At 60.5% G+C, this 21,642-nt stretch carries 24 protein-coding genes; 11 read left to right on the top strand and 13 right to left on the bottom strand.

Annotated features, from left to right (window positions below):
- Positions 1 to 58: 58 nt before the first annotated feature.
- Together yfcF and EJ576_RS24025 are read right to left on the bottom strand one after the other, a co-directional pair.
- Entirely contained in the window at positions 59 to 691 is a 633-nt protein-coding gene (gene yfcF, locus EJ576_RS24030) for a glutathione transferase (protein ID WP_126571295.1), read from the bottom strand.
- Between the two features lie 96 nt (positions 692 to 787).
- The gene (locus tag EJ576_RS24025) at positions 788 to 1,324 is read right to left on the bottom strand and encodes a DUF924 family protein (RefSeq protein WP_126571294.1); all 537 of its coding nucleotides are present in this window, start codon (positions 1,322 to 1,324) and stop codon (positions 788 to 790) included.
- A 125-nt stretch (positions 1,325 to 1,449) separates the two neighbouring features.
- On the opposite strand from EJ576_RS24025, the gene EJ576_RS24020 reads away from it, so the two are divergent.
- The gene (locus EJ576_RS24020; protein ID WP_123476835.1) at positions 1,450 to 2,604 is read left to right on the top strand and encodes a DUF1624 domain-containing protein; all 1,155 of its coding nucleotides are present in this window, start codon (positions 1,450 to 1,452) and stop codon (positions 2,602 to 2,604) included.
- Positions 2,605 to 2,690: 86 nt separating this feature from the next.
- Here the strand turns inward: EJ576_RS24020 and EJ576_RS24015 are convergent, their stop codons facing one another.
- Complete coding sequence (locus EJ576_RS24015) at positions 2,691 to 3,299, bottom strand: LysE family translocator (protein WP_122728327.1); 609 nt, start codon at positions 3,297 to 3,299, stop codon at positions 2,691 to 2,693.
- A 164-nt stretch (positions 3,300 to 3,463) separates the two neighbouring features.
- Between EJ576_RS24015 and EJ576_RS24010 the strand changes: the two genes are divergently transcribed.
- Positions 3,464 to 3,850 (top strand): GFA family protein, encoded by a 387-nt coding sequence (locus EJ576_RS24010; RefSeq protein ID WP_126571293.1) that lies wholly within the window; start codon positions 3,464 to 3,466, stop codon positions 3,848 to 3,850.
- The gene (locus EJ576_RS24005; protein WP_122728330.1) at positions 3,847 to 4,305 is read left to right on the top strand and encodes a GNAT family N-acetyltransferase; all 459 of its coding nucleotides are present in this window, start codon (positions 3,847 to 3,849) and stop codon (positions 4,303 to 4,305) included. The genes EJ576_RS24010 and EJ576_RS24005 overlap by 4 nt, the downstream gene beginning before the upstream one ends.
- 171 nt (positions 4,306 to 4,476) lie before the next feature.
- Here the strand turns inward: EJ576_RS24005 and EJ576_RS24000 are convergent, their stop codons facing one another.
- Genes EJ576_RS24000 through EJ576_RS23970 form a run of 7 tightly spaced genes read right to left on the bottom strand, consistent with a single transcriptional unit; the run spans position 4,477 to position 11,292 of the window.
- Positions 4,477 to 5,796: an OprD family porin gene (locus EJ576_RS24000; RefSeq protein WP_122728331.1), complete on the bottom strand. Its 1,320-nt coding sequence runs from the start codon at positions 5,794 to 5,796 to the stop codon at positions 4,477 to 4,479.
- A gap of 7 nt (positions 5,797 to 5,803) precedes the next feature.
- Positions 5,804 to 6,637 carry a phosphodiesterase gene (locus EJ576_RS23995; protein WP_126571292.1) on the bottom strand — a complete coding sequence of 278 codons (834 nt, stop codon included), beginning with the start codon at positions 6,635 to 6,637 and terminating at the stop codon, positions 5,804 to 5,806.
- 9 nt (positions 6,638 to 6,646) lie between these two features.
- Complete coding sequence (locus EJ576_RS23990) at positions 6,647 to 7,678, bottom strand: ABC transporter ATP-binding protein (RefSeq protein WP_122728333.1); 1,032 nt, start codon at positions 7,676 to 7,678, stop codon at positions 6,647 to 6,649.
- Positions 7,675 to 8,469 (bottom strand): ABC transporter permease, encoded by a 795-nt coding sequence (locus EJ576_RS23985; RefSeq protein WP_028616543.1) that lies wholly within the window; start codon positions 8,467 to 8,469, stop codon positions 7,675 to 7,677. The genes EJ576_RS23990 and EJ576_RS23985 overlap by 4 nt, the downstream gene beginning before the upstream one ends.
- Entirely contained in the window at positions 8,466 to 9,284 is an 819-nt protein-coding gene (locus EJ576_RS23980; RefSeq protein WP_122728334.1) for an iron ABC transporter permease, read from the bottom strand. The genes EJ576_RS23985 and EJ576_RS23980 overlap by 4 nt, the downstream gene beginning before the upstream one ends.
- Positions 9,285 to 10,289: an ABC transporter substrate-binding protein gene (locus EJ576_RS23975; protein ID WP_122728336.1), complete on the bottom strand. Its 1,005-nt coding sequence runs from the start codon at positions 10,287 to 10,289 to the stop codon at positions 9,285 to 9,287.
- Positions 10,273 to 11,292: a LacI family DNA-binding transcriptional regulator gene (locus tag EJ576_RS23970; RefSeq protein ID WP_122728339.1), complete on the bottom strand. Its 1,020-nt coding sequence runs from the start codon at positions 11,290 to 11,292 to the stop codon at positions 10,273 to 10,275. The genes EJ576_RS23975 and EJ576_RS23970 overlap by 17 nt, the downstream gene beginning before the upstream one ends.
- A gap of 397 nt (positions 11,293 to 11,689) precedes the next feature.
- On the opposite strand from EJ576_RS23970, the gene EJ576_RS23965 reads away from it, so the two are divergent.
- Both EJ576_RS23965 and EJ576_RS23960 read left to right on the top strand, forming a co-directional pair.
- On the top strand, positions 11,690 to 12,787 hold the full coding sequence (locus tag EJ576_RS23965; RefSeq protein ID WP_126571291.1) for a carboxynorspermidine decarboxylase: 1,098 nt from the start codon (positions 11,690 to 11,692) through the stop codon (positions 12,785 to 12,787).
- A 28-nt stretch (positions 12,788 to 12,815) separates the two neighbouring features.
- On the top strand, positions 12,816 to 14,060 hold the full coding sequence (locus tag EJ576_RS23960) for a saccharopine dehydrogenase family protein (protein WP_095016569.1): 1,245 nt from the start codon (positions 12,816 to 12,818) through the stop codon (positions 14,058 to 14,060).
- A gap of 134 nt (positions 14,061 to 14,194) precedes the next feature.
- Here the strand turns inward: EJ576_RS23960 and EJ576_RS23955 are convergent, their stop codons facing one another.
- Positions 14,195 to 14,974, bottom strand: coding sequence for an IclR family transcriptional regulator (locus tag EJ576_RS23955; RefSeq protein WP_028616549.1), 780 nt, complete (start codon positions 14,972 to 14,974; stop codon positions 14,195 to 14,197).
- A gap of 215 nt (positions 14,975 to 15,189) precedes the next feature.
- On the opposite strand from EJ576_RS23955, the gene EJ576_RS23950 reads away from it, so the two are divergent.
- The 6 genes from EJ576_RS23950 to EJ576_RS23925 all read left to right on the top strand — a co-directional run bounded on the left by EJ576_RS23950 (position 15,190) and on the right by EJ576_RS23925 (position 20,247).
- Entirely contained in the window at positions 15,190 to 15,972 is a 783-nt protein-coding gene (locus tag EJ576_RS23950) for an ABC transporter substrate-binding protein (RefSeq protein ID WP_126571290.1), read from the top strand.
- Complete coding sequence (locus EJ576_RS23945) at positions 15,969 to 16,637, top strand: amino acid ABC transporter permease (RefSeq protein WP_122728349.1); 669 nt, start codon at positions 15,969 to 15,971, stop codon at positions 16,635 to 16,637. Before EJ576_RS23950 ends, EJ576_RS23945 begins: the two co-directional genes overlap by 4 nt.
- Positions 16,634 to 17,386, top strand: a complete 753-nt coding sequence (locus tag EJ576_RS23940; protein ID WP_028616552.1) for an amino acid ABC transporter ATP-binding protein — start codon at positions 16,634 to 16,636, stop codon at positions 17,384 to 17,386. Before EJ576_RS23945 ends, EJ576_RS23940 begins: the two co-directional genes overlap by 4 nt.
- Positions 17,383 to 18,651: an FAD-binding oxidoreductase gene (locus EJ576_RS23935; RefSeq protein WP_126571289.1), complete on the top strand. Its 1,269-nt coding sequence runs from the start codon at positions 17,383 to 17,385 to the stop codon at positions 18,649 to 18,651. The genes EJ576_RS23940 and EJ576_RS23935 overlap by 4 nt, the downstream gene beginning before the upstream one ends.
- A gap of 127 nt (positions 18,652 to 18,778) precedes the next feature.
- Positions 18,779 to 19,564, top strand: a complete 786-nt coding sequence (gene mddA, locus EJ576_RS23930; RefSeq protein WP_126571288.1) for a methanethiol S-methyltransferase — start codon at positions 18,779 to 18,781, stop codon at positions 19,562 to 19,564.
- 179 nt (positions 19,565 to 19,743) lie between these two features.
- Complete coding sequence (locus tag EJ576_RS23925) at positions 19,744 to 20,247, top strand: signal peptidase II (RefSeq protein WP_123476819.1); 504 nt, start codon at positions 19,744 to 19,746, stop codon at positions 20,245 to 20,247.
- A gap of 42 nt (positions 20,248 to 20,289) precedes the next feature.
- Here the strand turns inward: EJ576_RS23925 and glsB are convergent, their stop codons facing one another.
- The gene (gene glsB, locus EJ576_RS23920) at positions 20,290 to 21,198 is read right to left on the bottom strand and encodes a glutaminase B (protein ID WP_126571287.1); all 909 of its coding nucleotides are present in this window, start codon (positions 21,196 to 21,198) and stop codon (positions 20,290 to 20,292) included.
- 55 nt (positions 21,199 to 21,253) lie between these two features.
- A complete protein-coding gene (locus tag EJ576_RS23915; RefSeq protein WP_025856147.1) occupies positions 21,254 to 21,598 on the bottom strand; it encodes a hypothetical protein in 345 nt (114 codons plus the stop codon).
- Positions 21,599 to 21,642 lie beyond the last annotated feature (44 nt).

The following is a 21,642-nucleotide window of genomic DNA, read 5'->3' as shown; positions in this document are numbered from 1 at the left end:
TTGTCCGCCGGGTGACGCCTGTCAAGCGCGCCACCGCAGATAGAGGATGAATGGTCGGCTACAGCGCCGGGCGTTGCTGCTGCACCCACGCCTGCACGGAGGGCCGCTGCCACTGGCGCTGCGCGTATTCCTTCAACTCGGCGGGCACGCTGTCGCCGTTGAGAATCAGGCGATTGAGCATCACCGCCAGGTCCACATCCGCAATCGACCACGCGCCGAACAGATACGCCCGGTTACCCGCCAACAGTGCCTGGGCCGCGCTGATCAATTTGCGCGCCGCCACTTCGGCCACGGGGGACAATGGCGGCATCTTCTGCCCGTAGAAGACCACCATCGTCGAACGCTCCTGGCGGATCGGCAACAAGTCACTGCGCAACCAGGCCTGCACCTGCCGCGCCCTCGCCCGCTGCTTGGGATCGGCCGGATAGACCGGCGTCTCGGGGTAAGTCTCTTCCAGGTACTCAGTAATTGCCGAAGACTCCGACAGCGCAAAGTCTCCTTCTACCAGCGTCGGCACGCGCTGGGTCAGGGACAGTTGGGCGAAGTCGGCGGTCTGGTTCTGCGCCGCATCCAAGTCCAGGGTCAAGGTGTCGAACGCCAGGCCTTTTTCCCGCAGGGTGACGAACACCGACATCGCGTAGGGGCTGGTATACAAATGATCAACATACAGGCGCAACGGACGCTGGCTCATAACGATTCTCCGTGAGTGGAACACCACGCTACGAGATGTGCGGCGAGAAAGACAATGCGCTGTTTTTATGGGGGCATTCCTACTCGGAATACTGGGCTAACCGGCAAAGCCACCCTTGTCTAAAAAGGCGCGCTCCTCCTCCGTGGTCTCTCGCGCCAACACGCCATTACGATGGGGAAAACGCCCAAACCGCTCGATGATGTCGGCGTGCTCCTTGGCCCAATGGTAAGTGTTGGCGTCCAGTTGCTGGTTCAGGACCAGTGAGCGCTGCTGATCCGCCGGGTCTTCGGAGTGTTCGAACGGCAGGTAACAGAACGCACGCAATGCCGGCTCAATCTGCTGATCCAATCCAGCATCGACCATGCGACTCGCATACAGGCGGGCCAATGGGTCGGTAGCGAACATATGGGCAGTGCCGCGAAAGGCGTTGCGCGGGTATTGGTCAAGCAGAATCAGCAGCGCCAAGGCACCTTGCGCCGAGTCCAGCCAGTGCTCCAGTTCGCGCCGGGCGGCTTGCAGGTGGGTGGTGTGGAAGGTGTCGCGGAAGGTCGCGTCGAAGACCTCGTCCTTGGCGAACCAGCGTTTGGGGCCGGCGTGTTTCCAGAAGTCGAGGACGGATTGTGGAGTCGTCATGATGAGGGGCCTGCACAAACGATTTCACTGACAGTATCAGAATCTTTAGTGACGAATCGCGGCAACGCGGTAATTAATGTTATAGGATAACACCCCATTTCTGCCCTGCCCTGTGACCCTCGCCCATGACCGATGCTGTTCCCCTGCGCCAACGCCTGCTGTCCATCGATGCCCTGCGCGGCCTGGTGATCCTGTTCATGCTGCTTGACCACGTGCGCGAAACCTTCCTGCTGCACCGTCAGGTCAGCGACCCGATGACCATCGACAGCACCGAGCCTGCGTTATTTGCCAGCCGCACCCTCGCCCATCTGTGCGCACCAGTGTTTGTGTTGCTCACGGGCTTGTCGGCCTGGCTGTACGGCCAGAAATACCAGGGCCGGCGCGATGTGTCGGCGTTCCTGTTCAAGCGTGGGCTGTTCCTGGTGGTACTGGAGTTCACCCTAGTCAACTTCGCCTGGACCTTCCAACTGCCGCCTAGCGTGATCTATATGCAAGTCATCTGGGCGATTGGCGTGAGCATGATCGCCCTTGCGGCGCTGGTGTGGTTGCCGCGGCCGCTGCTGATCGTGTTGGCGGTGGTGATCATCGCCGGGCACAACCTGCTGGATGGGCTGCACTTCGAGGCCGGTTCGGCACTGCATATTCCGTGGACAATCCTGCATGAGCGCAGTTGGATCGAAGTGGGCGAGTCGCTGCGCCTGCGCGTCACTTATCCGGTGCTACCGTGGATCGGTGTGATCGCCCTGGGCTACAGCCTCGGCCCGTGGTTTGCCAAAGACATGCAGCCGGCGCAGCGCCAGCGTTATTTGTTGCTGGGCGGTGCAAGTGCGTTGATAGGGTTCGTGGTAGTGCGAGCGGTCAATGCGTATGGCGAAAAACCATGGCAAGCCTATGACAACGGCGTGCAAACCCTGATGAGCTTTTTCAACATCACCAAGTACCCGCCTTCGTTGTTGTTTCTGGCACTGACGCTGGGGATTGGGCTACTGCTGTTACTAGCGTTCGAGAAGGCGGGAAGCAAGCGCTGGATCAGCATGCTCGCCACCTTCGGCGCAGCGCCGATGTTCTTCTATCTGCTGCACCTGTACGTGCTGAAAATCCTCTACGTCGCAAGTGTGGCACTGTTTGGCCTGAATCACGGCAACTACTTCGGCTTCGACGGTATGGGCGCCATTTGGCTGGTGGCATTGCTGCTGCCGTTGGCGCTGTACGCGCCGGTCCATTGGTTCGCCGGGCTCAAGGCCCGGCGCCGCGATCTGGCCTGGCTCAAGTACCTCTAGAAACCGGATGGCTTTTCTGTGGGAGCTGGCTTGCCTGCGATTGCATCACCTCGGTCTATGCATAATACCGAGGCGACAAGATCCATTCATGCTGCGACCAGATGCACATAAAACGCGTGAAACATGAAATACGCACACACCGCCAGCGCCAGGCCCATGCAACGGTTGAACACGGTAAACGCCGACGCCCCGTTGATCCGCCGTCCCAGCATTGCGCCAAGCAACGCATAGAGCCACGGCGCGCCAAACGCGCCAAAAGCCAGCAACGCCGACACCAGCGCAATCGACACCCCGGTGATATGCGCCGCCGGCAGCATGACGCTGGTGATCGGCAACACCGCCATGATGCCCTTGGGGTTGAGCAACTGGATCACCAGGCCGTTCCAGAACGTGAGGGTCTTGGCCGGTGCGGTAGAGACTTTTTCATCGACCACCGTGCGCGCGGTGAACACCTGATAAGCCAGGTACAAGGTGTAAACGCCGCCAATCAACGAGATATAGGGCAACGCCGCCTGGGAAATGATCGCCTCGCCGGTGTAGCCGAACAGCACGAACAACACCAGCATCGCGCAGCCCACGCCGATGAAGAACCCGGTGGACCGCCGGAACTGACCGGTGAGCCCGGCGTTGAGGCCCATGAAATTCACGGGGCCGGGGCTGTACATGACGCTGAAGGCGTAGAGGAAGATGTCCATGGAAGACCTGCAGTAGAGGGAGTGGGGCGAGTCTACTGAGGGGAGATGGGGGGATTCTTGTATGTTTGTGGTTGGGCTGGATGGGGATGCTGCGCATCCCAGCGGGAGCAAGCTCCCTCGCCACAGGTATAGTGTTTGCCGGACCCTTCAGGACAAAACCAGACATGGATGTATTCACCCAAGGCAGTTGCCTCTGCGGCGCAATCACTTATCACGTTTCGACACCGCTCAAGGCCGTCACCCACTGCCACTGCAAAAAATGCCAGAAAGGGCATGGGGCAGCGTTCGCGACGTATGCCAGTGCGCGCCGATCAGAAATGACGATCCAGGCTGTGCGTGACACGCTGAAAAGCTATGAATCTTCGCCAGGTATCACCCGTCAATTCTGCTCGGAATGCGGTTCATCGCTGTTCTGGAGCGACGCTGAAGGAAAGTATCCAGAGTGGATTTCGATTGCGCTGGGCACTCTCGACACCCCCTTCAAGGTACAGAACCAGGCGCACAGTTGCATTGAGTCCAAGGCACCCTGGCTTCGTGGACAGTTCCTTTGAGTCCGCTCAACGCAAACGTCTCGATACGCAAACTGGAGCAACTTCCGGTGCAGATCCGAGTCCTCGAAGCTCAGGCAGTCGCCGAAGGCTTCCGGTTCCTGACACGATTGATCACGGAGTGGGAAGACGGCTCCAATCGATTTGATCGGCCGGGTGAATGCTTTCTGGGAATGTTTTGTGATGGGCAGTTGATCGCCGTCGGCGGTCTTTCTTGTGATCTCGTCGCGGGATCAGGGGTTGGACGGCTTCGCCGGGTATACGTAGAACGTACCTACCGCGGGCGACAGGTCGGGAAGGCCTTGGTGCACCAGCTGCTGGAAAACGCTGACGTGCATTTTCACAAAGTACGTCTGTCCACCGACACATCTGAGGCCGCAGCTTTTTATCTTCGATGCGGTTTTGAGCAGGTGGCTGATGACACCGCCACCCACGTAAAAATCTTGAAAAACGGCTGAAACGGATGCTGCCGGCTCCGCAACACACAACAAAAATGGGGATCGTCGAGCTTCAGCGAGGCTACGATGGCGGTGTGTCAGGCGACATCTCTATCGGCAGTGCCGCCGTCATCGCGGCCTCGCTGGGGCTCGACGGCTCCCACAGTGGGTTTTGCCGTGCTTGAAAGGTCGTTACATCAACGGAATCGAGTAATTCACAAACACCCGATTCTGATCCTGGTCCCGCGCCACGTCACTGCGCGACACGCCGTTGCGCCAGCCGAAGCCGACGTTCTTGAAGGTGCCGCTCTGCACCACGTAATCCAGCGCGATATCCCGCTCCCACTCGCTCGCGTCGTTGCCGCTGGCGGTGAGGATGTGATCGCCCTTCAGGTACATCACCGAGGCCTTCAACCCCGGCACGCCGAGTGACGCGAAGTCATAGGCGTATTGCGCAAAGGCGGTGCGCTCGCCGGCCTGGATAAAGGTCTGCACGGTACGGTCGGTGTAGAGGTACAGGCTGGAACCGCCCTCCCCTTTGTTCACTAGGCCGCCCTGGTTGAGTTGGGCGAAGTTGCTGTCGTCCGAGACCTGCTGGTACCCGGCGGTGATCGCGTGCGGGCCCAGGGAGTAGATGAACGCCGCGCTCCAGGTGTTGTTGTCGATTTCACCGGTGCCGTTCTTGGTATAGCCGCCGAGTTTGTAACCTTCGGCACGGCCGGCGGCGGTGCTGTTCTTGCCGTCGGCGGTGGTCTTGAAGTAGCGCAGGTCGGTTTTCAAGGAGCCGTAGTCGCCCAGGGGCAATACGTGGATCAGCCCGGCGAAGTGCTGTTGGTAATAGTCTTCGAGGTTGGCGTAGTAGTACTGGACCATCAGGTCCTTGGTCACCTGGTAATCGGCACCGGCGTAATTGAATTTGTTGCTTTCCTGGGTGCCGCCCGCCGCTGCCAGACCACTGCGGTCGCTGGAGCCACGGCCGGTGGTGTGTTGCAGTTGGCCGCCGATCAGGGTCAGGTTGTCGATGTCCTTGCTGGTGACTTGCCCACCTTCGAACGATTGCGGCAACAGGCGGCCGTCGTTGCTCACCAGGATCGGCAGGTTCGGCCGCAGGTAGCCGTAGCGCAGTTCGCTCTTGGCAAAACGGGCCTTGGCCGTGGCGCCGCCACGGGCCCAGTTGTCGGTGGCCTTGCCGTCGTCGTTGGGAATCATCGAGCTGCCCACGTGGCGGCCGGCACCGCTGTCCAGGGTGATGCCGAGCATGCCGATGGCGTCGAGACCAAAACCCACGGTGCCGTCGGTGAAGCCCGATTGATAGTTGAGGATAAACGCTTGGCCCCACTCTTCGGTCTTCGACGGTGCGGCGGTGCCATCCCGGTTGTCGTTGTTGAAGTAGAAATTGCGCAGGCTCAAGTTGGCTTTGCTGTCGCTCAAGAAATCAGCCGACGCCAAAGGGCTCAGGGCAACGCCCAGGCCGCCGGTCAATACGCTTAACACATTCAAAGTGGCTTTCATCACAACCTCAGTCAATTAACCCATGAGCGTCATAAAACGGATACGGCCCCGGGTAATCCCCGAATACGCCGTTGTGGCTGATCAAACCCTGTTGCGCCTCCCAGCGATGCAACAGATAGCCCGCCGGCTCCAGGTTGAAATGCGCGGGCGCCGCTTCTTGTAGATCCAGCACGATCTGGTGCGAGGTGCCGGGGCACACACAACTCAGGCTGCCGCCGAAACGGCGCTGCATCGGCCGGTGCAAGTGCCCGCACAGCAGGCGCTCGACTTGCGGATGGCGGGCGACGACCCGCTCCAGCGCCGCCGCATTGATGAAGGGTTCGCGGTCCATATGGCCAATGCCGCTGATAAACGGCGGGTGATGCAAAATCAGTAAGGTCGGCGCATCCGGACGCAGGGACAATTGCGCGTCGAGCCACTGCAATTGGCTGTCGAGCAACTGGCCGCCGTGGCCGCCGGGGATGGTGGAGTCGAGACCGATCAGGCGCAGCGGATGCTCCTCCACCACCCAGTCCAACGGGCCCTCTGCGGACACAGGCAAATAGGCGTGATCCCGGAACGCCTCCAGCAACGGCCCGCGCGTGTCGTGGTTGCCGGGCACCAGGTAGCACGGCATGTGCAGGCGGGCGAGTTCGGGGTGCAGCACCGCGTATTCATCGGCACGGCCGAAGTCCACCAGGTCACCGCTGATCACCACGATATCGGGGCATGGGTAACTGGCGTTGAGATGGTCGACGGCACGGCGCAGTGCGCCTAATGTATCGACAACCCCATAAGTAAGGCGCTGGCCGGCTTTAAGGTGCAGGTCGCTGATCTGCGCGACAAGAAACGGACGATTCACAGTAGATTCTCAAGCATTCAGGGTGAACAACATGTGTGGCGCAATCGCCAGGGCAATCGGCGCGCCGACGGCGTACAGCTGGTTGTCGCTGCTGTCGACCAACAGCGGTTGCGGGCCGCCCACATCCACCAGCAGGCGGCTTTGTGCGCCCTGGAAAAACTGCGCCAACAGACGGCCGTGCAAGTGCCCTTCTCCCTCCATCACCTTCAGGTGTTCGGGACGGCAATAGACCGTGCTGGGCAGTTCGGCGGCCTGCCACGGCAACTCGCCGCCGCAGACTCTCAAGCCATGGGCCGAAGGCTCGATCACGGTGAAGGCATTGAGGTTGCCGACGAAGCCCGCGACGAAGGCGTTGGCGGGTTTCTGGTAGATGTCACGCGGGCTGGCCAGTTGCGCGACACGGCCGTGCTCCATGACCAGGATGCGGTCGCCCAGGGCCATGGCTTCGCCCTGATCGTGGGTGACGAACACCGAGGTGATGCCAAGGCCGCGCAGCAGTTCATTCAGTTCGCTGCGCAGGCGTTCGCGCAATTGCGCGTCGAGGGCCGCCAAAGGTTCATCCAGCAACAGCACTTTCGGACGCGGCGCCAAGGCACGGGCCAGGGCCACGCGCTGACGCTGACCACCGGAGAGTTCATGGATGCTGCGCTTGCCGTGATGCTGCAAGCCCACCAGCTCAAGCAACTCGTCGCAGCGCTTGTTGCGCTCAGTCACCGACATCCCGCGAATCTTCAAGCCGTAGACGATGTTCCCCGCCACATCCAGGTTGGGAAACAACGCGTAGTTCTGGAACACCATGCCCACGTCACGTCGCTCGATGGGCAGGCGCGTCACGTCCTGATCGCCAAAAAACACCTGGCCCAGATCCGGGCGCTCCAGGCCGGCAATCAGGCGCAAGGTGGTGGTTTTGCCACAGCCGGACGGGCCGAGAATCGCCAGGGTTTCGCCGCCTTCGACGGTCAGGTTCAAGTCATGCACGGCCACGGTGCCGTCGGCGAACGCCTTGCGACAGCCTTGCAGGCGGATAGTGATAGCGGTCATCGACGCTCTCCACGGGACAAACGGGCACTGATGGCCTGCAGCGCAATCAACAGCGGCACGATCATCAGCAAAAAGATAAGGGTGTAGGCGCTGGCGATTTCCAGGCGCGCCGAGGCATAGCTGTCGGCCAGGCCCACGGGCAGCGTCTTGGTCATAGGGGTGTGAAGCATCCAGGTCAGGTTGAACTCACCCAGGGACAAGGTCACTACCATCAGCACACCGGCCAGGATTCCTGCGCGGCAGTTGGGTACCACCACACTGAAAAAGCGCTTGATGGGACCCGCACCGAGACTGGCCGCCGCCTCTTCCAGCACTGGCAGTTGCTGGCGTTGCATCACCGCCATCACCGGGCGTACCAGGAATGGCAAGGTGAACAGCACATGCCCGACCAGGATGAACACCCAACTGCTGCGAAAGCTGCCGAACTGGCCGTAGGTGAGCAGCAACGCCAACGCACTGGCCAACCCCGGCATCGCCACCGGCAGCACCATCAATTCTTCGAAGGCGCGGCTGAAGCGATTGTTCATCCGCACCAAGGCATAAGCCGCCGGCACGCCGATCACGCAGACACACACCGCGCAGGCCAGCGCCAATTGCAGCGACAACCACACGGTGGGCGAATAGGCCTGCCACACCTGGATCAGCCAATCGAAGGTCAAGCCACTGGACAAACCGACGAAGAAGTTGCGGGTCAAACCCGCCAGCAACGACATCAGCACCGGCACCAACATGAAGGCGCACACCAGCAGGGTGAACAGCAGTTGCAGCACAAACAACGATGAGCGCTTCACAGCACAGTCCCCGCGTTTTTCACCAGGCGCCGCGTCAGCAGCAACACCGCCCAGGTCACCCCGCCCAGCACCACCGACAGCGCAGCAGCGACGGCAAAGTTGGCGTAGTTGGTGAATACGTTGTAGATCGCCACCGGAGTGACATTCAGTCGCGTGCCCAAGGTAAAGGCCGTGCCGAAGGCGCCCATGGACGTGGCAAAACAGATCGCCCCGCAGGACGCCAATGCGGGCGCCAGGCCCGGCACGATCACGTCGCACACCACGCGCCAATGCCCGGCGCCCAGGGAGTGCGCAGCTTCTTCCAGGCTACGATCAAGGCTCTCGCAAGCGGCCATCACCGTGAGGATCACCCGTGGAATCGAGAAGTACAGGTAGCCCACGAACAGCCCGACCAACGAGTAGGCAAAGATCCATCGTTCACCGGCCAGTTGCAGGCCCAGTGAAGCCAGCAAACCTTGACGCCCTGCCAGCAGAATCACCAGGAAGCCCACCACTACACCGGGAAAGGCCAAGGGAAAAGTGAGCAACGCCACCAGTGCCGAGCGCCCGAAAAACTGGTGCCGGGCGAGGAACACGCCGCTGATGCCGCCGATCACCAGCGCCACCAACGTCACCACCACGGCCAGGACCAGCGTTTGCCCAAGGCTTCCCAGGTACTGCGCGCTGCTGAGCACCTGCCAGTAACCGCTGCCATTGCTGTCGCGGCTCTCGGCGCCGAGCACCATCAAGTGCGCCAGCGGCAACAGCCAGAACGCGAGCAGCACCGCAAAGGCCGGGGCCAACGCCCAGGCGGCATGTTTTGCCGATGCTGCCACTTACTTGACCTCGTTCAGGTAACGGGCGGCGAAGGCTTCCTGCACGGCGGCCATTTTTTCGTAGTCCACCACCCCGGCGCGGGCATAGTCGCTGTCGGGCAGGAACTGTGCGGCCACGTCAGCCGGCATTTTCATTGGGCGCACTGGGCGCAGGTAGGCCTTGGCCCAGAGTGCCTGGCCTTCGTCCGACAGCACGAAGTCGAGGACCTTTTGCGCATTGGCGCGGTGCGGTGCGTTGGCCACCAGGCTCATCACGTAGGGCACGCTGATGCTGCCTTCCTTCGGGATTACAAAGTCGACGTTGGCTTTGTCTTTGTAGCGCGCGCGGTAGGCGTTGAAGTCGTAGTCCACCAGGATCGGCAACTCACCGGACAGCACCCGCGCATAGGCGGTTTGCTTGGGCACGATGGGCGCGTTCTTCGCCAACTTCTGGAAGTAGTCGATGGCCGGTGCGAAGTTGTCCAGGTCGCCGCCCAGTGCGCGGTTGATCGCCACGGCCGACACGTAGCCGACGAAGGCACTGGACGGATCGAGGTAACCGACCATGCCTTTGTATTGCGGCTTGAGCAGATCCGCCCAGCTTTGCGGCACCGGCAAACCACCAAGGGCATCGACGTTGACCATGATGCCCAAGGTGCCGGAATGGATCGCGAACCAGTGGCCAGCGGGGTCTTTCAAGCCAGCGGGAATCTGGTCCCAGGCCTTGGGTTTGTAGGTGTCGACCACCTCGGCTTTTTGCGCCTGCAGGCCGAAGGTCACGCCGTAGTAAACGACGTCAGCGACCGGGGCGGCTTTTTCCGCCACCAATTGCGCCAGCGACTGGCCGGAGTTCTTGTTGTCCAGCGGCACTTGCACATCGGTGCTGGCAGCGATGGCCTTGAGCTGGGTGCCCCAGTCGGCCCAGTCCGGCGGGCAGTTGTAGCAGATCGCGGTTTCGGCGGCCTGGGCCAGGCTGGCCGCACCGCACAGCAGCACGGCTGCCAGGGTTTTACTGAGTGCGCGCATCAAGGGTTTCCTCGTGGGGTTGAGTACTGTCGCCCGGCCGGATATGGCAAGGCAGGCAATGGGACGTCGGGGCGTTGCCGGCGATTTGCGCCAGCAGTTGGTCAATCACGGTGCTGGCCAGCAAGGCGATGGGTTGCACCACGCTGCACAGGGTCGGGTGCATCTGGGTGCCGAGGCTGATGCCGTCGAAGCCCATCACCGACAGTTGTTCGGGCACGTTCCAGGCATTACGACGCAGTTCGGCGATCAGGCTGATCGCCAGGAAATCGTTGGAACACACCAGGGCGGTGGGCGCTTCGGCGCCTTGCAGAAAAGGTTCGATGGCGGTGAATTCGGCCTGGGTGTGGGCCGGCATTTCAATCACCGCGCGGGGTTCCAGGCCGTATTCGCGCATGGCATCGCAGTAACCGGCGTAGCGCAGGCGGGCACGGTCGGATTGCAATGCAGGGCCGGCGACCATGCTGATGCGCCGGTGCTTGGCTTCCAGCAGGTAACGCGTGGCCAGGGCCATGCCTGCGCGGTTGTCCACCGACACGGCGCTGTAGTTGGGGTTGCTCGGTTGGTGATAAGCCAGCACGAATGGGGTTTGTTCGGTGTTCAAGCTGCTGAGCACGCTGTTGCTCTCGGCATCAGTGACCGTCAGCACCAGGCCATCGACGCGCTGGCGCAACAATTCTTCCACCACAATGCATTCGCGTTCGCTGCTGTAGTCGGTGGTTGCCAGCAACAGGCTATAGCCACGCGCCCGAGCGGCGCGTTCCATGGCCTGAAACTGTTCAGCGAACACCGGGTTGAGCAGGTTGGGCACCACCACGCCAATCAACTGGGTGGTTTGCAGGCGCAGTTGGCGGCCCAGCAGATTGGGGCGAAAACCCAGCTCACGGGCGGCGGCGAACACCTGCTCCCGGGTGGTCGGGCGCACCTGGTCGGGAGAAGCAAAGGTGCGGGCGGCGGTGGCGCGGGATACGCCCGCCAGCCGGGCTACGTCTTTCAGGTCAGTCATTGTCACTCGCTTGAGATCGATCTCATTGGCGAGGACAGTAGCGGGGGAATGTGGCAGTTCAGTGCCGAGAACATGACGATTTGATGTCAGCCAAGGACTGCTGCTATGCACCTGTGGTGAGCGAGCTTGCCCCGCGCTGGGTGGCGAAGCCACCCCAATAAGGACGTCGCGCAGCTCCAGAAAAATCGTGGTGCCTGGATTTAGGGCGGCTTCGCCCCCCAGCGCGGGGCAAGCCCACTCACTACAAAAAAACGGTGTCAGCCCCTGAACAGTCACACTCCAGCGCTACGCTCGTAAACCAAGGGCAGCAAAATCCGCCCACTAACCTTTCGATTCGATCCAAGTGCGGGCACAATGCGTGTCCTTTTTTGGCAGGCACCGCCGCAGGCTCTCAAAAATGATCAAAACGCCGTACTACCTCATCGATAAACAGAAGCTTCTGGTCAACATGCAGAAGATTGCTTACGTGCGCGAGCAGTCCGGCGCCAAGGCGTTGCTGGCGCTCAAGTGCTTTGCCACCTGGTCGGTGTTCGACCTGATGCAGCAATACATGGACGGCACCACCTCGTCGTCGCTGTATGAGCTCAAGCTCGGCCGCCAGAAGTTCGAAGGCGAGGCACACGCCTACAGCGTGGCCTGGGCCGACGATGAAATCGAAGAGATGCTGGATAACTGCGACAAGATCATCTTCAACTCGATCAGCCAGCTGCAGCGTTTTGCCGAACGTTCCGAGGGCAAGACCCGTGGTCTGCGCGTCAACCCACAGGTGAGCAGCTCCGACTACCTGCTGGCCGACCCGGCGCGTCCGTTCAGCCGTTTGGGCGAATGGGACCCCGTGAAGATCGAAGGCGTGATCGAACAGATCTCCGGCTTCATGTTCCACAACAACTGCGAGAACGGCGATTTCAGCCTGTTCGACAAAATGCTCGGCACCATCGAAGAACGCTTCGGCGCGCTGCTGCATAAGGTCGAGTGGGTCAGCCTCGGCGGCGGCATCCACTTCACCGGTGAAGACTATGCGGTTGACGCGTTCTGCGCGCGCCTGAAGGCGTTCTCCAAAAAGTACGGCGTGCAGGTGTACCTGGAACCCGGCGAAGCGGCGATCACCAACAGCGCCTCCCTGGAAGTCACCGTGCTCGACACCCTCTACAACGGCAAGCACCTCGCCGTCGTGGACAGCTCCATCGAAGCCCACCTGCTGGACCTGCTGATCTATCGCCTCAACGCCAAGCTGGCGCCAAGCGACGGTGAACACACCTTCATGGTGTGCGGCAAATCCTGCCTGGCCGGGGACATCTTCGGCGAGTATCAATTTGATCGTCCGCTGGCCATCGGCGATCGGCTGTCGTTCATCGACACCGCAGGCTACACCATGGTCAAGAAAAACTGGTTCAACGGCCTGAAAATGCCGTCCATCGTAGTGAAACAACTCGACGGTACAGTCGAGATGGTTCGTGAATTTGGTTACGACGACTACCTGTCCAGCCTTTCGTAAGCTGGCGGATAAAGGAGAGATAAAGCAATTGAAAAAGAACGTTCTTATCATTGGTGCAGGAGGTGTCGCCAAGGTGGTGGCCCACAAGTGCGCGCAGCACAACGACGAACTCGGTCGTATTGCTATCGCGTCGCGCAACATCTCCAAATGCCAGGCCATCATCGACAGCGTCAAGGCCAAGGGTAGCCTCAAGGTTCCGGCCGACATCCAAGCCTTCGCGCTGAACGCTCTGGACGTGGAAGCGACCAAGGCCCTGATCCGCGAGACCGAATCGCAGATCGTTATCAACGTGGGTTCCGCGTTCCTCAACATGTCGGTGCTGCGCGCCTGCATCGACACGGGCGTCGCGTACCTCGACACCGCCATCCACGAAGAGCCGGGCAAGGTCTGCGAGACCCCGCCGTGGTACGGCAACTACGAATGGAACCACCTGGAAGAGTGCAAACAGAAGAACATCACCGCCATCCTTGGCGTGGGCTTCGACCCGGGTGTCGTCAACGCGTATGCCGCGCTGGCGCAGCAACAGCATTTCGACCGCATTGATTCGATCGATATTCTCGACGTCAATGCCGGCTCCCATGGCAAATACTTCGCCACCAACTTCGACCCGGAAATCAACTTCCGCGAGTTCACCGGACAGGTGTGGAGCTGGCAGAACAGCCAGTGGACCAGCAACACCATGTTCGAAGTCAAACGCACTGATGACCTGCCGGTCGTCGGTTCGCAGAACCTCTACCTCACCGGTCACGATGAAGTGCACTCACTGTCGAAAAACCTCGACGTGCCCAACGTGCGTTTCTGGATGAGCTTCGGCGAGCACTACATCAACGTGTTCACCGTGCTGAAAAACCTCGGCCTGCTCTCCGAAAAGCCGGTCACCACCGCCGAAGGCCTGGAAGTCGTGCCGTTGAAACTGGTCAAGGCCGTGCTGCCCGACCCGTCTTCGCTCGCCCCTGGCTACACCGGCAAGACCTGCATCGGTGACCTGGTCAAAGGCACCAAAAATGGCCAGCCCCACGAGATGTTCATCTACAACGTGGCCTGCCATGAAGAAGCCTTTGCCGAGACTGACAGCCAGGGCATCTCCTACACCGCAGGCGTGCCACCAGTGGCCGCTGCGCTGCTGGTTGCCCGTGGCGAGTGGGATGTGAAGCACATGGCCAACGTCGAGGAACTGCCGGCCGAGCCGTTCCTGAAGGCGCTGGACGTGATGGGGTTGCCGACTCGAATTAAAGACGAGAAGGGTGATCGGGCTTGGGATGCGATTGCCTGACCAGGCGATAGCTGACCGAACAAAACTGTGGGAGGGGGCTTGCCCCCGATAGCGGTAGATCAGTCACAGCTGTATTGACTGACACACTGCAATCGGGGGCAAGCCCCCTCCCACATTTAGTTTTAGGGGGTCTGTTATTCCAAGTTCCGCGCCGAGTTACTCAGCGCTCGCGAACATTGCAACAACGCCGGCGCCAGCTGCCGCTCCGCATCCGCCCTGCTCCACCGACTGGTCGGCGCCACCACATGCACCGCCGCCACCGGGCGGCCATTGGCGCCCAGCACTGGCGCACCGATGGTCATATCGCCCAGGAACAGCTCCTGGCCATTCACCGCGTAGCCCTGCTCGCGCACCTGTTGCAACGATTCCAGAATCTGCCCGACGTCAGTCAACGTCTGGCTGGTGTGCGCAATGCGCTGGCTGTTTTCAATCAACACCAACGCCTCCTCCTGCGGCAACGCGCTCAAATACGCCCTTCCCGACGCCGTGCAATACATCGGCACCCGCGAACCAATCGGCATGTGCACCGGCACAAACCCTGAGCTGACGAAACGCGCGATATAGGTCATGTCGTAGCCCGCAGGCTCGGTGAGGCATGACGTCTCGCCGGTCAACCGCGTCAGCTCCGACAGAAACGGGTTGGCCACTTCGATCAACGAATGCGCATCCAGGTAACTGAAGCCCAACTCCAGCACCCGGGGTGTGAGTTGGTAATGCCGTGTGCGGGAGTGTTTCCGAAGGTAACCCAGGCTTTCCAGGGTAAACACCATGCGCTGGGCCGAGCTTTTGGTCATGCCGGCGGCTTCGGCCACCTCTGCAAGGCTCATGCTGCGGCGCTGCGCGCTGAATGCCTTGAGCACCGACAGGCCTTTTTCAAGGGATTGGTTGTGCAGACTGTTGCGTTCTTCGGACATGGCGGACTCGCGGTCAGGTCGATCAGGCGTGGCGATATTTCTACCTTAAATGACAAAAATAGACCATTAAAAATCGCATATCGATACGACTGGTTCATTTTGTCGTTTTTAGGTAGCTCATATCGATTTTTTTCAATCGAAATGGCACAGAGCTTGCGATTTCATCAATAACCGCTCGCGGTACTGACGATCCGTTTTCCTTCTGGAGTAACCCGATGAACAGTCTTTCGCCCTTGTTTCGCCGCCTTGCCTTCGGTTTGTGCGCCGCCTTTTGTGTCAGCGCCGTGCACGCAGACAGTGCGTCCTCGTACAAAGTCGGTGCAACGGCCAGTGGCTCGCCGTTTACCTTCCTCGACATCAAGAGCAACAGTATCCAGGGCGTGATGGTCGATGTGGCCGAGGCCGTGGGCAAGGCTGGCGGGTTCACCAGCCAGATAGAGCAGACCAACTTCGCCGCGCTGATTCCCTCCCTCACCTCCGGCAAGCTCGACTTCATTTCCGCCGGCATGCTCAAGACCGAAGAGCGCACCAAGGTCGTCGACTTCAGCGCCCCGGTGTATGCCTACGGTGAAGGCCTGATTATCAATGCCGACGACAACGCCACCTACCCTGACCTGATGCCACTCAAGGATCAGGTGGTCGGCGTGCAAGCCGGCACGGTCTTCTATGACCAACTGAACAAGCTCGGCATCTTCAAGGAAATCCGCACCTACGACTCCATCGGCGAGATGGTCCGCGACCTGTCCCTGGGCCGTATCAAAGCCGCCGTGGGCGACCAGCCGGTGGTGGCCTACCAGATCCGCCAGAAGCTGTTCAAAGGCGTGAAACTCGCCCCGGACTACACACCCACCAACGTCGGCGAAGTGTGCCTGGTGGTGCGCAAGGGCGATGCACAGACCCTGGAGCGCCTGAACACCGCCATCGCCAGTATCAAGGCCGACGGCACCCTGGACAGCATCCTCAAGAAGTGGGGACTTGATACCCAGGTGCGCCCATGAACCCGGCCGAGTTCCTGCAAAACGCCCAGGACTTTTTGCCGATCCTATTGCAAGGCGCCTGGGTGACGATCCAGATTACCGTGCTGTCATTCCTGCTCAGCAGCGCCATCGGCCTGGTGCTGGCGCTGCTCAAGCTGTCGCCGATCCGCGCGTTGTCGTGGACAGCCAGCACCGTCATCAACGTGATCCGTGGCCTGCCGATCATTGTGCAGCTGTTCTACATCTACTTTGTGCTGCCGGACATGGGCGTACACCTCACCGCGTTCTACGCGGGCGTGATCGGCATGGGCATCGCTTACTCGGCGTACCAGGCCGAGAACTTCCGCACCGGCATCATCGCCGTGGAACAGGGCCAGCGCGAGGCCGCCGAAGCCTTGGGCATGCGCTCGGCACTGATGATGCGCCGGGTGATCCTGCCGCAGGCATTCCGCATCGCACTGCCGCCCTACGGCAACACCCTGGTAATGATGCTCAAGGACTCGTCCCTGGTATCGACCATCACCGTGGCCGAGATGACCCGCCAAGGCCAACTCATCGCCTCGTCTACCTTCCAGAACATGACCGTCTACACCCTGGTCGCCCTGCTTTACCTGCTGATGAGCCTGCCGCTGGTGTATGGCCTGCGCCGCATGGAACAGCACCTGGGCCGGAGGAAAAAAGCATGATCGAGATACGCCAACTGCAAAAACATTACGGCAGCCACCGCGTGCTGCACGGCGTCGACCTGGACGTGGCCAAGGGTGAAGTCGTGTGCCTGATCGGCCCCTCGGGCTCGGGCAAATCCACGCTGCTGCGCTGCATCAATGCGCTGGAAGCCTATGACGGCGGGCACATCCATGTGTTCGGCGAAACCGTACAGCGCGGCAGTAAGACCGTGCACGCCCTGCGCAGCCGCATGGGCATGGTGTTCCAGCGCTTCAACCTGTTCCCCCACCGTACCGTGCTGGAAAACGTCATGGAAGGCCCGGTGTACGTCAAAGGCGAACCTGCGCAACAGGCCCGTGAGGAAGCCTTGGTGCTGCTGGAAAAAGTCGGGCTGAGCGCCAAGGCCGACGCTTACCCGGAACAACTCTCCGGTGGCCAGCAGCAACGCGTGGCCATCGCCCGCGCCCTGGCGATGAAACCCGAGGCGATGCTGTTCGACGAACCCACCTCCGCCCTCGACCCGGAACTGGTGGGCGATGTGCTGGCGGTGATGCGCACCCTCGCCGACGAAGGCATGACCATGATCGTGGTCACCCACGAAATGGGTTTTGCGCGGGAAGTGGCCGACCGCGTGTGCTTCCTGCACGGCGGCTACATCGTCGAAAGCGGCGCAGCTGAACAGGTGCTGGGCAATCCGCAGCATCCGAGGACCCAGGACTTCCTACGGCGGGTGCTGCACCCCACTGGCGATACGCGGAGCCTGTCATGAAGTCATTGTGGTCAGCGACCGCGCCTTCGGTGGTGCCGACGCCTGCGTTGAGTGAATCGGTGAAGGTGGATGTGGCGATTGTGGGTGCCGGCTATACAGGCTTGTCGACGGCGCTGCATTTGGCCGAGCGTGGCGTGAGCGTGTGTGTACTGGAAGCTAACGAACCGGGTTGGGGTGCGTCCGGGCGCAACGGTGGGCAGGTCAACCCGACGCTCAAATATGACCCGGAGCAACTGGTGCAAATGTACGGATCAGCGCGCGCAGAGCCATTGATCGCGACTATTTCGAATTCGGCCGACCTGGTGTTCAAGCTGATCGAAAAGCACGGCATCGATTGCGCGCCGGTACGCAAGGGCTGGATGCAGGTGTCGTACAGCGAAAAAGGCGTCGCCGGGTTGCACGTGCGAGCAGATCAGTGGGCCCGGCGGGGTGTGCCGGTGCAGCGGTTGGATGCAGCAGCGGTGGCTTCGCGGATGGGCAGTGACGCCTTTGCCGGTGGCTGGCTGGACGGCCGGGCCGGGGCGCTTCAGCCGTTGGCGTATGCCCGTGGGTTGGTCGGTGCGGCGTTGGCGGCGGGTGCAAGGATTCATGGGCAGAGTGCGGTGACGGGGTTGCAGCGTCAGGGGTCCGGCTGGCAATTGCAGACCGCCTCCGGGGCGCAGGTGACCGCCGACCAAGTGGTACTCGCGACCAATGGCTACAGCGGCAACCTGTGGCCCGGCATGGCGCAAAGCATCCTCGCTGCGAACAGTTTCATCGTCGCCACCAAGCCTTTGACGGGGCACGCGGCCGAGAGCATTTTGCCGGGCCAGGAAACCGTTTCCACCGCACAAAGGCTGCTGCTGTACTTTCGCAAAGACAGCCATGGGCGCTTGCTGATGGGCGGACGCGGGCTGTTCAACGACCCCACTTCTCCCACAGATTTTGCTCATCTGGAGCGTTCGCTGGCGTTGCTGTTTCCACAGTTGGGGCCATTGGAATTCGAATACCGTTGGGCTGGGCGTATCGCAATCACCCGCGACTTCATGCCCCATGTCCACGAACCGGCGCCGGGGCTCACGCTGGCGCTGGGTTGCAATGGCCGTGGGATTGCGTTGTGTACCAGCCTTGGGCAGCAATTGGCGGGGCGGTTGTGTGACGGCAAGGCAGAGTTTGCCTACCCGGTGACGGCGTTGCAGCGCTTGCCGATGCATGGGTTGCAGCGGTTTTATATTGGGGCGGGGGTGGCTTGGTACAGCCTGCTGGACCGGTTGAACATCGGTTGAATCGCCAAATACTCTAAAGAACTGTCAACACTCACAGGCTACCCAACCCACACACTCCGCTAGTCTGAGCCAGTCGAGCTCATTTCTCGACTGGCCCCCCGTTCACCATGCGCGAAAGGAATCGTCCATGAACCCGCAAAAAAACGCCTACAACCTGCCGACACGCGTGGTCGGGCTGGTGTACAGCCTCGGTTGCTACTTGGTTTTCCTGATCACATTCCTTTACCTGATTGGCTTCGTGGGTAGCATCGCGGTGCCCAAGAACATCAACGATGGGCCACTCATCGACTGGCCACTGGCAGCATTAGTCGATGGCTTGCTGGTTATCCTGTTTGGCCTCCAGCACAGTCTGATGGCGCGTAAAAGCTTCAAGAGCCGGCTGACCGCACTCATTCCGACGGTGGCTGAACGTTCCACCTATGTGTTGCTCAGCAGTCTGGTACTGGGGGTGATGTTCTGGCTGTGGTACCCCATCAACTTCCCGGTATGGCGTGTCGAAACACCTTGGGCCAGTGTCTTGATAACGGGGCTGTTCTGGATGGGATGGGCCATTGTCTTACTGGCGACGCTGTTGATCAGCCATTTCGAACTGTTCGGACTCAAGCAAGCAATTGACCGCTGGCGCGACACAACGCAACACGCGCCCGTGTTCAGGACCCCACTGTTGTACAAGCTCGTTCGTCACCCGCTGTACCTGGGGTTCCTGATTGCCTTCTGGGCTACGAATGACATGACGGTCGGGCATTTACTGTTCTCGACGGGCCTGACGGTCTATCTCTTTATCGGTGCTTACTTTGAAGAGAGGGACCTGGTGGTGTTGTTTGGTGATAGATATCGGCAGTATCAGGGAGAGACCAGCATGATTTTGCCGGTGCCGAAGAGACGGTCCAAGGGGCGGAACACAGACACTTAATTGCCCCTGAGCCCCCTGTGGCGAGGGCGCTGGGCATCTGCCGTCTGCTGGAAGGTGTGCAACTTTTAGTGAACAAGGCATTGGATGACGCTCATCCAACCGCCTGAACGTAGACGACATAAGGCGCCTGAGCTATCTTCGGACGCCTTATCGATCGACCCGGAACAGGAAGTGACCGCTTGAGCACGTCGTCCCTACTGCGAAGCCGCACCTTTGCCCTCTTCGCAGGCATCGCCTTCATTGCCATAGACCAACTCGTCAAACTACTGGCCTTGGTTTCACTGCAGGCCAACAGCTTCAAATTCGGCGCCAGCCCAATCAACCTCGCGCTGGAACTGAGCCTGAACCCAGGCGCCTTCCTCAGCCTGGGCGCTGCACTACCGGCGCAGGTCAAACAGCTGATCTTTATCTTGGGTGTGGCGGTCGTGGTGGCTTGGGCGATGGGGTGGTCGCTCTCCAATTGGAACCAACCGCTGCGTAAAGTCTTGCCGCTGTACGCAATTGCGTTGGGCGGTATCGCCAACCTGATCGACCGCGTCTTTCGTGACGGGCATGTCGTCGATTACATGGTGTTGAATGTAGGGCCGACACATACCGGCGTGTTCAATATTGCTGATATCGCTATTACGGCCGGCGCCTTGTTTTTGATGCTCGATCTGTTCGTAAAACCACGCAAAGCCTGATGACCTGGGGAATTCAGGGCAACTGCCACAAATTCCCCGCTCTCAAAACACCGACCACCCAATCCGCTCACTCAACAACTCCAACGCTTTCATTCCCGCCAGCGAGTTCCCCGCCGCGTTCAACTCTGGCGACCACACGCACACCGTAAACTGCCCCGGCACCACCGCGACGATCCCGCCCCCTACCCCGCTCTTGCCGGGCAATCCGACGCGATAGGCAAAATTGCCCGCCTCGTCATACAGCCCGCTGGTGGCCATGATCGAGTTGACTTGTTTGGTCTGGCGCGCGGTGAGGATCTGCTCGCCGCTGTGAGCGCTCACGCCTTCGTTGGCCAGGAAGCTGAACGCCCGCGCCAGATCCAGGCAGCTCATCTGCAACGCGCAGTAGTTGAAGTAACTATGCAACACCGCATCCACATCGTTGTGGAAGTTACCGAACGACTTCATCAGATACGCCATGGCCGCGTTGCGCGCACCGTGTTGCGCCTCGGATTCCGCGACGATGCTGTTGACCAGGATCTGCGGGTTGCCGGACAGGCGCCGGACGAAATCGCGCATCGACAAGATCGGCACGGCGAATCGCGATTGGTTGATGTCGCAGATCACCAGCGCGCCGGCATTGATGAACGGGTTACGCGGGCGGCCGCGTTCAAATTCAAGCTGCACCATGGAGTTGAACGGCTGCCCGGAAGGCTCATGCCCCAGACGTTCCCAGATGGTTTCGCCGCCGTGGTCGATGGCCTGCACCAGGCTGAACACCTTGGAAATGCTCTGCACCGAGAACAGCGTATCGGCGTCACCGGCGCAGTAGGCCGTGCCATCGTTGCCGTACACGGCGATCCCCAGTTGGTTGGCCGACACATCGGCCAGTGCGGGGATGTAGTCGGCAACTTTGCCGAGGCCGATCAGGGGGCGCACTTCGTCGAGGATCGACGAGAGCATCGCCTGCATGTCTTGTCCTGTCATCTGGGTTTGAATCGCTGGTAAACGGGTCGCGGAGGATACTTCAATGCGCCCGAAAGCCCCACACAATCTCGACCACCCGTTCGGCGATCACCAGGTACACCAGGATCAACAATACCTGTAGCGCCAGGTGATAGCGCAGCTTGGCGAGCCGGCGAATACCGTCGCTGATATTCAGGAGCATGAGCAGCGTCGACAGGATGATCAGGCCCCAGCCAGCCACGCTGGAGGCGAACACCCCGATAAACAAGTCACGCTGCCCTAGCAACGTATTGGTCCCCGCTGCAAACAACAGTGCACACACCAGCAGGTTTTTCACGTTGTCGAAGATCTGCGTGCTCAGATCGTTTTCCAACAACGCCATATAGCGTTTCCATAACGTGCGCATGGCAGGTACCGGATAGGGATCGCTCGACAATCAAAGTAGTCCAA

The sequence above is a fragment of the Pseudomonas sp. C 49-2 genome (assembly GCF_003970195.1).
GTDB lineage: Bacteria > Pseudomonadota > Gammaproteobacteria > Pseudomonadales > Pseudomonadaceae > Aquipseudomonas > Aquipseudomonas canadensis.
Note: the sequence above shows the minus strand (reverse complement) of the source record. Positions and strands in the feature narration are given on the sequence as shown.

Coding starts and splice junctions, on each gene's coding strand:
- EJ576_RS24015 (WP_122728327.1), bottom strand. CDS start 3,299: ATGGACATCTTCCTCTACGCCTTCAGCGTCATGTACAGCCCCGGCCCC.
- EJ576_RS24025 (WP_126571294.1), bottom strand. CDS start 1,324: ATGACGACTCCACAATCCGTCCTCGACTTCTGGAAACACGCCGGCCCC.
- EJ576_RS23970 (WP_122728339.1), bottom strand. CDS start 11,292: ATGACTGACCTGAAAGACGTAGCCCGGCTGGCGGGCGTATCCCGCGCC.
- EJ576_RS24010 (WP_126571293.1), top strand. CDS start 3,464: ATGGATGTATTCACCCAAGGCAGTTGCCTCTGCGGCGCAATCACTTAT.
- EJ576_RS23915 (WP_025856147.1), bottom strand. CDS start 21,598: ATGCGCACGTTATGGAAACGCTATATGGCGTTGTTGGAAAACGATCTG.
- mddA (WP_126571288.1), top strand. CDS start 18,779: ATGAACCCGCAAAAAAACGCCTACAACCTGCCGACACGCGTGGTCGGG.
- glsB (WP_126571287.1), bottom strand. CDS start 21,198: ATGCAGGCGATGCTCTCGTCGATCCTCGACGAAGTGCGCCCCCTGATC.
- EJ576_RS23945 (WP_122728349.1), top strand. CDS start 15,969: ATGAACCCGGCCGAGTTCCTGCAAAACGCCCAGGACTTTTTGCCGATC.
- EJ576_RS23990 (WP_122728333.1), bottom strand. CDS start 7,678: ATGACCGCTATCACTATCCGCCTGCAAGGCTGTCGCAAGGCGTTCGCC.
- EJ576_RS24020 (WP_123476835.1), top strand. CDS start 1,450: ATGACCGATGCTGTTCCCCTGCGCCAACGCCTGCTGTCCATCGATGCC.
- EJ576_RS24000 (WP_122728331.1), bottom strand. CDS start 5,796: ATGAAAGCCACTTTGAATGTGTTAAGCGTATTGACCGGCGGCCTGGGC.
- EJ576_RS23935 (WP_126571289.1), top strand. CDS start 17,383: ATGAAGTCATTGTGGTCAGCGACCGCGCCTTCGGTGGTGCCGACGCCT.
- yfcF (WP_126571295.1), bottom strand. CDS start 691: ATGAGCCAGCGTCCGTTGCGCCTGTATGTTGATCATTTGTATACCAGC.
- EJ576_RS23940 (WP_028616552.1), top strand. CDS start 16,634: ATGATCGAGATACGCCAACTGCAAAAACATTACGGCAGCCACCGCGTG.
- EJ576_RS23975 (WP_122728336.1), bottom strand. CDS start 10,289: ATGCGCGCACTCAGTAAAACCCTGGCAGCCGTGCTGCTGTGCGGTGCG.
- EJ576_RS23950 (WP_126571290.1), top strand. CDS start 15,190: ATGAACAGTCTTTCGCCCTTGTTTCGCCGCCTTGCCTTCGGTTTGTGC.
- EJ576_RS23955 (WP_028616549.1), bottom strand. CDS start 14,974: ATGTCCGAAGAACGCAACAGTCTGCACAACCAATCCCTTGAAAAAGGC.
- EJ576_RS23965 (WP_126571291.1), top strand. CDS start 11,690: ATGATCAAAACGCCGTACTACCTCATCGATAAACAGAAGCTTCTGGTC.